The sequence below is a fragment of the Pelomonas sp. KK5 genome (genome assembly GCF_001984095.1).
Classification (GTDB): Bacteria; Pseudomonadota; Gammaproteobacteria; order Burkholderiales; family Burkholderiaceae_C; genus KK5.
This window is the reverse complement of the sequence record NZ_LYVQ01000453.1, coordinates 1-1,804: the sequence shown is the minus strand read 5'-3', so window position 1 is coordinate 1,804 and position 1,804 is coordinate 1. Positions and strand designations below refer to the sequence as shown.

Below are 1,804 nucleotides of genomic sequence, written 5' to 3'. Positions count from 1 at the left end.
CCTAACCTGCAGTTCCAGCCGACGCCTAACGGCGCGGCTGAACGCAATCGTTAGGCGCTTTTCCGCAATGCCCTTGCGCGACGTAAAGTACGGCCAACAAAAGGGAGCGTCGGTTTGAACAAATTTCTACGCGCGGCAAATTGGATTGCAATCGCGTTCTTTGGCTTTGCCGTTCTTGCTATCGTCGTTGCACAACCGAGCGCCTCTGCTCTGTCCGCGCTGAATCTTGTGCCATTCGGCTTAGCCCTCATGGCGGCGCGCGCTGACTCCAAGAACTCAGCGCGATGGGCTGGCTTGCTAGCAAACAGCCTTTGGGCATTGCTCTACATCGGCATTGCTGGTGTTGTAGTTGCTGGCTTGGGTGGCAGCCTCATTGCGGTTCCTGTGGTGCTTCTGGTGGCAGCGCCGTGCGTGCTGAATGCAACCACCCTCTGGCGCTCGCTTCGTGCAAGTGCCTAACCCGCAGTTCCAGCCGACGCCTAACGGCGCGGCTGAACGCAACCGTTAGATGCTTCTGACCAATCTTCGACAGTCATGGCATGTGCTGATCGTTTGCGCGGCTCCTTGGCTTTTCCCTCTGTACATCAAGTTGACTTTCCGTCTTCATCCGGATGGGGAGTACGTGCACCTGCTGAAGATCGGAGGACTCTGGTCGTTGTTCGTCGGTGCGGGTGGTGTTGCTCTCATCTGTCTCGCATTCTCCAGGGGGCGCCACGTCGCGGCGGGGCTGGCGGCGGCGTCTCTACTCGGGTACGCACTTTGGTTTCCTTGGTCCGTGGCTTCATTCGTCGTGAAGCTATGACCAGCGCATCTAACCTGTCATTCCAGCGGACCGCCTACGGCGGCCGCTGAATTCAATCGTTAGGCTACGCAGGCATGATGTTCCATCGCCCATTTCGGACATTGCTCCTCGCGGTCATGGCTGCATCACTCAGTCCCGTCGCAATCGGACAGGAAGCAGCTGGCAGCGCGCAGGGGCAATGCCGAGCCGTACCTCGATCGTTCACGCTGGACCAACCGCAGTCAGTCGAAGAACTGGAGGCGAATTCGCTGAAGGACATGGCTCGCGAACCGGATCGGCTCCCACAAGTCCCATTCGGGTTTTCCAATGCCCGTTGGCTTGACTTCAAGAGCAAGGTCATGCGGGGCGACGAGATTCGGCGTTTTCACGATCCCGGTGCATTGGGCTATGTACTGCTTCGTGGGTCGTGTGTGCTGGACATCTTCGTTGCAACTGTTGTATGAGCACAGAATCGCTTTACGCGCTGCATGCTTGCGCGGTGGTTCATCTGCCTAACCCGCAGTTCCGGCCGACGCCTAACGGCGCGGCTGAACGCAATCGTTAGACCCCATGCGATTCCGCGTTTCCGCAGTTCAGGATTCAGGCCTGGCCGAGAGCTTCACTGACGCCCTGCTTTTTCTTGAGGACTGGCTCAATGGCGCGATCGGTGATGCGGATTTTGGCTGGTCGGCTGGATGTTTGATGGTCGTTGTCTTTGCCACAGCAAGCCTTCCAGGGGCGCCAGCGGCCAGTCGCCTTGTTGGGGCGGCAGGAAGCGAGCCAACTTTGGCACTGCATGTCGTGATCTCCCCTGAGACCTTTGCCGAATCGCCGCCGTCATCTATGCTGGCACGCGTTAGTGCGGCAATCGTGCGAGGCCTTCCAGAGAGGGTTGTGCGCAAACCTCGAGGACTCGACTATGACCGCCTTCGTAGCGCGCTCATTGCTTGTATTGCACCGTATGCAGCCGATGCGGTCTAACCCGCAGTTCCAGCCGACGCCTAACGGCGCGGCTGAACGCAA

The 1,804-nt window shown here is 58.8% G+C and carries 2 protein-coding genes; both read left to right on the top strand.

Going from position 1 to position 1,804, the window contains the following annotated elements:
- Positions 1-114 precede the first annotated feature (114 nt).
- Positions 115-459 (top strand): hypothetical protein, encoded by a 345-nt coding sequence (locus B0W88_RS33290; protein WP_144007133.1) that lies wholly within the window; start codon positions 115-117, stop codon positions 457-459.
- Positions 460-876: 417 nt separating this feature from the next.
- Positions 877-1,245, top strand: a complete 369-nt coding sequence (locus tag B0W88_RS33285) for a hypothetical protein (protein WP_158080990.1) — start codon at positions 877-879, stop codon at positions 1,243-1,245.
- Positions 1,246-1,804 lie beyond the last annotated feature (559 nt).